Below are 5,803 nucleotides of genomic sequence, written 5' to 3' on the forward strand. Positions count from 1 at the left end.
GAGACACCGGGCGGCGACCACAAAGTCATCGACGACACCGGGCACACCGTCAGCGGCCACTACGAAGTCGGCAGCCACCCCTGGGACACCGGCCCGCACATCGCCCGCCACGACCCCGCGCGCGTCCTCCGCGACGTGGCGGCCACACGCGCAATCATCAAGGAGCATGATCCGAAGGCGTGGAGCGGTACGCCCGCCGATCGTTGCCCGACATGCACCGACGACACGTACAGCCCGGACCGGCCGCTGGAACGCGCACTCACGCCGTGCGCAACGCTCCGCCATCTTGCCGCGGAGCACGCCGACCATCCCGACTACAAGGAAACGTGGCGGCTTGCATGATCGTGTTCACGCGTGAATGATGAGTGCGGGAGAACTCTGCCCACACGACGACACAGACCCCCGGCGAGCCGCACCAGGCCCGGGGGTCTCGCCATACCCGGAGGAGGCCCGCCGTGCTCGAAGCCCCCGACAACCTCACCGCCACCGAGGTACTCACCACAGCACAGGCCGCCCGCCACGCCGGCGTCCGCCCCTCCGCCATCACCAACTGGCGCGAACGCGGCTACATCGGCACCGACGGCGAACGCGAACACCTCCGCAACCTCAACGTCGACGCCGCCGGCAAGCCCCTCGGGCCACCCAAGTACGCCGTCGCCGACGTCGCCCGCGCCGAATACGCCACCCGCCGGCACGCCATCCCCAGGGCCAACCCGTTCATCGCCGCGCTCCAGGTGCGCGACCGGCGAGCCGCGGCGGCATGAGCGACACGATCAGGGACGAATCTGTGAACTCAGCCACCCTGGCGGCCAGTCGGGCGTAGCGTCCCCCGCACTCGACCCGTGGGGGGACCATGAAACGCACCACCATTGCTGCCGTCATCACAGCAGCCGTCATCGGCGCCGCCGGCTGCGGAAGCGACAGCGACGACAAAGCCAGCGACCCGCCGAAGACCGCCGCCGCCACAACCCCGGCAGCACCCGCACCGCCCACCACCACCGCCCCCGCGGCCACCAAAGCCGCCATCGAAGGCCCCGTCGCCAAACCCGACGCGGCCACCACCGCGGCCTACATCGCCGACCTCGACGCCATCGACCCCGCCATTGTCGACGGCAAGACCGACAAGGCCGTCAGCCGAGGCCGCGACCAATGCGCCTCCGTAAAGGCCACCCCCGACGACAAGGCCAAGCTCGTCGAACTCACCGCCAAGCGCTTCACCGGCCCCGCGAACCCCGACGGCTTCGGCCCCACCAAGTCCGAGAAGATCCTCGTCGCAGTCCGCAAACACATCTGCCCGCAGTACTGACACCCCACAAACCAGAGGCCCCGTTCCCCAGTTCGGGGCCTCTGTCACACCCGAAGGGGTCCATGTGGTCGACCAGCATCGGGTCGGTTACGAAGTGATCATTGCCGACACCGAAATATGGCTCACCCAGCGCGGTTACACCCTGTTTGGCCTGGCTTACCCAAGTTGGGGCGTCGACACGTTCGAGATCCGCCCCATCGGCGGCGGCGAACCGATCACGATGCACATCGGCGACACCCTCATCTGGGACGGCACCGACATCACCGTCGCCCAGCCCTAACCCCACAGACCCCGACGCGGGCGGCGTCGGGACGTAGGTGGGGCCGTCGAGCAACGCTCCGGCCCCACCAACACCCCGGCCCACGCCGGACCCAAGCAGGGACGCCGCCGACAGGCGATGGCGATCGCCCGTGCCGGCCGGCACCGGTTCGAATCCGGAACGGCGGCGCTCCCCGACCCGCGGTAGAGCAGCCAGGTCAGCTCGCCGGCGACTATCCAGCCGGAGGACGCGGGTTCGAATCCCGCCCGCGGCACCACCCCCGACACCACACGGTGCCGGGCGTTCACCCATGCCCGGAGGAGGGCCCCGTGGACCACCGATCCCTCGTCCGCATCCGCAGCCTCGTCATCGCCGAACTCCTCGACCCCGACGGCCGGCGCATCGGCTACTGCAAGACCGAGAACCTGGTCACCCAGGTCGGAGACCAGTACTACATGGAGCGCGCCGCCGGAATCGGCAGCCCGCCGGCCCAGATCACCGGCATGAAGCTCGGGACCGGCTCGACGACCCCGGCCAAGACCGGCGGTGGTGCCGCGCTCGCGACGTACCTGACCGACTCGCACCAGGCCATCGCCGCGACCTACCCCCAGTCGTCTCTCGCCACGGCCTCGCGCCGCATCACCTGGCGCGCCGTGTGGGCCGCGGGCAAGGCCACCACGGGCAGCGCGATCACCGAGGCAGTGCTGGTGAACGAGACGCTGACCGACGCCACTTCGCTGGCCGCCGCCACCATCGCGCGCGTCCTCCTCACCGGCATCGGCAGCAAAGGCTCCGGCGACACCCTCACCGTGACCTGGCAGCACGACCTCCTCGGCGCCTGAGTAGGAGGCCGCAGTGGCCACCTACCGCCTCTGGCCAGCGACCAACGGCAACCCGACCGACGAGGCCACCAGCCCCATCAACCTGGGCACCGAAATCGTGCTCAGTGCCACCGGCTGGGCCACCGCGCTGCACTTCTGGCGCGCAACGCTCAGCGAACTCGGCCCCGTCACCGGCGCCATCTACGCAGTCGCCTCCGGCAGCCAAGTCCCAGGCACCGCCGTCAGCTTCACATTGAGCGGCACCGGCTGGCACACGGCCACCCTGGCGGCACCCGTGCAGCTCACTGCGGGCGTTCGCTACATCGTTGTCATCCGCCACACCGACAAGTACGCAGGCACCGGCGGATATTTCACATCCGGCCCCGGCTCGGGTGGCATCACCAACGGAATCTTGACTGCACCCCCGGCAGCGTCGGTCACCTCCCCGCCCGTTGGCAACGGGCGCTACGACGAGGCCGGTTCGATCGCCGCCCCGACCGGAACGTACGACGGCGGCTGCTACTGGTCGGACGTCACCGTGTCCGACGTCAACCCAGGCGGCACCGACTACACCGCCACACCCGGCGAACTCCTCGGCCTCACCGACACCGCCGCCCGCGCCCTCGACGCGGCGCGCACGTCCACCGACACCATCGGGCTCGTCGACCAGACCACCGCGCTCGTCGACGCCGCCCGCTCCTCCACCGACACGCTCGGCCTGACCGACCAGGCGACCGCGGACATCGACCGCGTCACCACCCCGACCGACTTGCTCGGCGCCACCGACAGCGCCGCGGCCCAAGTCGACGCGAGCCGCGGACCGGCCGACCCCCTCGGCCTGGCCGACCAGGCCACGACCCTGCTCGACACCGACCGTGCCGCAACCGACACCCTGGGCCTCACCGACAGCGTCACCGCCACCCTCGGCAGAGCCCTGACGGTCACCGTCCTCGACACCCTCGGCCTCACCGACGACACCACCGAACACCTCGACACCCCGGGCGCCGACCGCGACATCCGCATCGGCCCACCCCACACCACCTGGCGCATCGGCCCACCGCACACCTGAGGGGGTCGCCGTGGAGATGTCCGTCCTGTCCACCCAATGGATCAAGTGCGACCTCACCGGCCCCGACACGGCGGCGGCCACCGCAGCCCGGTTCGCCTTCACCAGCGGCGGTCGACCCGCCACCGGCGACTGGCACACCGCCGAGATCGTCGACAACACCGCGCGCCTCCTCGTCGGACCCGACGGACACACCCTCACCCTCGGCACCCACAAGCTCTGGGTCGAAATCACAGCACCCCCCGAAACCATCACCGAGACCACCGGCCTCGTCGTCATCACCTAAGGAGGCCCGCCGTGGCCCGCGTCAACGTACCCGTCACCCTCATCACCCGCGCCGGCGTACAGCCCGGCACCCCCGTCGTCGGCGACGCCACCAACAACCACATCGTCGTCAACAACGGCCGCACCTGGCTCGAAGTCGAGAACGCCGGCGCCACAAGCCGCGTCCTCACCATCAACATCGCCAAGACCGTCGACGGCCAGACCCCCGCCGCCAAGACCTACAGCCTCGCCGCGGGCGCATTCCGACGCATCGGCCCCTTCCCCACCGACATCTACGGGGCCTCCATCAACGTGGACGTCGCCCACCTCGACCTCAAGCTGACGGCCTACACCCTCAACGACCGCTGACCCCCCCCCACCCCCCAGGGTCGAAGCCCCACCCCCCGGGATGGCACCCGCCCCCGTCCCCGCGGGTGAGCGGACGCCGCACCCGGGCAGCCGAGCCGACCCGGCAGGAGGCAGGCCCATGCCCACCGCACCACCCACCCGCTGCGGCGAACAGGGCTGCCACGAGATGGCCACCACCCGCGGGCGCTGCACGGACCACCAACGCCCACCCTGGCAACAACGATCCAAAGCCTGGGGCAAAGGCTCCACCAGCAAATGGCGCACAGCCCGAACACAGCAACTCCGCCGCGAATGGCTCTGCCGACACTGCGGCACCAAAGCCGTCGAAGTCGACCACATCGTGCCGCTCTCCCAAGGCGGCTCCAAGTGGGACCCCGACAACATGCAGAGCCTGTGCGGCCCATGCCACGGATCCAAGACACAGGAAGACAACGCGCAGGCCAGGACGCTGAAGAAGATCCAGAGAGAAAACATCTGAATCTTCCGGAAATTCATTTCAGAAAAATCTTCGAAATCTTTTTCCCGGGAAATTCTCCGGGAATGGGAGTTCAAATCACGGAGATTTCCGAAAAAGACAGCGTCGCGGTTAACGGAACTTCTGCGTGCACAGAATCGGCCATGGGGGGTGAGCAGGCATGGGGCGGATCGCTCAGCCCGCCGCTCTGCGGCTCCTCAAGGGGCGCTCGGAGGGGACGGATTCGGCCGGTCGGGCGGTCAACGTGGGCCCGGCGTTCAGGCGGATCGCGCCGACCCCGCCGGATTGGCTCAGCCCGGAGGCGGCGGCGGAGTGGGCGCGGGTGGTCCCGGGTTTGCAGCGTCTGGACATCCTCAAGGAGGAGGATCGGGCGGTGTTGGTCGCGTACTGCGAGACGTGGTCGACGTTCGTGTCGGCGATTCGTCAGCAGCACCAGGAGGGTCTGACGATCGAGGCGAAGCAGGGGACGCTTCCGCATCCGGCGGTGGGGATCGCGCGTAACGCGGGTCGTGAACTTCGCTCGTTCGCCGCTCATTTCGGCCTGACCCCGTCGTCGGAGCAGGCCCTCGCGAGGGGGGCCGAAGATGGCGGCGAGGACGACAACCCGTTCGCCTGACCTTGAGCGCCTGAAGCTGTCGCCCGAGGTCGCCTGGTATCTGGAGGAGCGGGGCATCCCGCTCCCGGATTGCCCGCCCGCGGTGCAGACTCCGTCGCCGGGCGAGGCGCCGGGGGCGGTGTTCGACCCGGATCGGGTCGACAAGGTGCTGAAGGCTTTCGGGCTGCTGCGGCACACGCAGGGTCAGTGGGCGGGGCAGCCGCTCAAGCCGGATCCGTGGCAGGTGGCGTACATCCTGGCGCCGGTGTTCGGCTGGGTGCGGTGGGACGAGGACGCGGACGACTACGTGCGCGTGGTGCGCGAGTTGTACGTGGACGTGCCGCGCAAGAACGGCAAGAGCACCCTGGCCGGCGGGCTCGCGATCTACATGACGTGTGCGGACGGCGAGCAGGGCGCGCAGGTCATCACCGCGGCAACGACGAAGGAGCAGGCGGGGTTCGTCTTCGAGCCGGTGAAGAAGCTCGCCGAGGCGGCGCCGGCGTTGAAGAAGCACGTGCTGGCGATGAAGGACAAGATCCTTCACAAGCGCAGCGGCTCCTACTTCAAGCCGATCTCCAGCGTGGCGGGCGCCCAGCACGGGGCGAACATCCACTGCGCGATCATCGACGAGCTGCACGAGCACAAGAG

At 69.4% G+C, this 5,803-nt stretch carries 11 protein-coding genes; all 11 read left to right on the top strand.

All coding sequences use genetic code 11. The features are described from left to right. A partial coding sequence (locus ACWCPW_RS51330) for a DUF6221 family protein (RefSeq protein ID WP_449768572.1) occupies nucleotides 1–342 on the top strand: 342 nt, incomplete at its 5' end. Nucleotides 343–455: 113 nt separating this feature from the next. Then, nucleotides 456–764, top strand: coding sequence for a hypothetical protein (locus tag ACWCPW_RS51335; protein WP_449768573.1), 309 nt, complete (start codon nucleotides 456–458; stop codon nucleotides 762–764). Between the two features lie 89 nt (nucleotides 765–853). Further along, complete coding sequence (locus ACWCPW_RS51340) at nucleotides 854–1,306, top strand: hypothetical protein (protein ID WP_449768574.1); 453 nt, start codon at nucleotides 854–856, stop codon at nucleotides 1,304–1,306. A gap of 64 nt (nucleotides 1,307–1,370) precedes the next feature. After that, complete coding sequence (locus ACWCPW_RS51345) at nucleotides 1,371–1,586, top strand: hypothetical protein (protein WP_449768575.1); 216 nt, start codon at nucleotides 1,371–1,373, stop codon at nucleotides 1,584–1,586. A gap of 308 nt (nucleotides 1,587–1,894) precedes the next feature. Beyond that, on the top strand, nucleotides 1,895–2,407 hold the full coding sequence (locus ACWCPW_RS51350; protein WP_449768576.1) for a hypothetical protein: 513 nt from the start codon (nucleotides 1,895–1,897) through the stop codon (nucleotides 2,405–2,407). 13 nt (nucleotides 2,408–2,420) lie between these two features. After that, on the top strand, nucleotides 2,421–3,455 hold the full coding sequence (locus ACWCPW_RS51355) for a DUF4082 domain-containing protein (RefSeq protein ID WP_449768577.1): 1,035 nt from the start codon (nucleotides 2,421–2,423) through the stop codon (nucleotides 3,453–3,455). Nucleotides 3,456–3,465: 10 nt separating this feature from the next. Next, nucleotides 3,466–3,738: a hypothetical protein gene (locus ACWCPW_RS51360; protein ID WP_449768578.1), complete on the top strand. Its 273-nt coding sequence runs from the start codon at nucleotides 3,466–3,468 to the stop codon at nucleotides 3,736–3,738. An 11-nt stretch (nucleotides 3,739–3,749) separates the two neighbouring features. Beyond that, complete coding sequence (locus tag ACWCPW_RS51365) at nucleotides 3,750–4,085, top strand: hypothetical protein (protein WP_449768579.1); 336 nt, start codon at nucleotides 3,750–3,752, stop codon at nucleotides 4,083–4,085. Nucleotides 4,086–4,203: 118 nt separating this feature from the next. Then, entirely contained in the window at nucleotides 4,204–4,563 is a 360-nt protein-coding gene (locus ACWCPW_RS51370; RefSeq protein WP_449768580.1) for an HNH endonuclease, read from the top strand. A 241-nt stretch (nucleotides 4,564–4,804) separates the two neighbouring features. Beyond that, a complete protein-coding gene (locus tag ACWCPW_RS51375) occupies nucleotides 4,805–5,176 on the top strand; it encodes a phage terminase small subunit P27 family (protein ID WP_449768581.1) in 372 nt (123 codons plus the stop codon). Next, nucleotides 5,145–5,803 (top strand): terminase large subunit domain-containing protein (locus ACWCPW_RS51380; protein WP_449768582.1); only part of this gene is annotated, 659 nt, incomplete at its 3' end. The genes ACWCPW_RS51375 and ACWCPW_RS51380, both read left to right, overlap by 32 nt.

It is taken from the genome of Embleya sp. NPDC001921 (genome assembly GCF_053594475.1).

What these genes read in the sequence shown, in the direction of transcription:
- ACWCPW_RS51340 (WP_449768574.1), top strand. Translation starts at nt 854, where the DNA reads ATGAAACGCACCACCATTGCTGCCGTCATCACAGCAGCCGTCATCGGC.
- ACWCPW_RS51370 (WP_449768580.1), top strand. Translation starts at nt 4,204, where the DNA reads ATGCCCACCGCACCACCCACCCGCTGCGGCGAACAGGGCTGCCACGAG.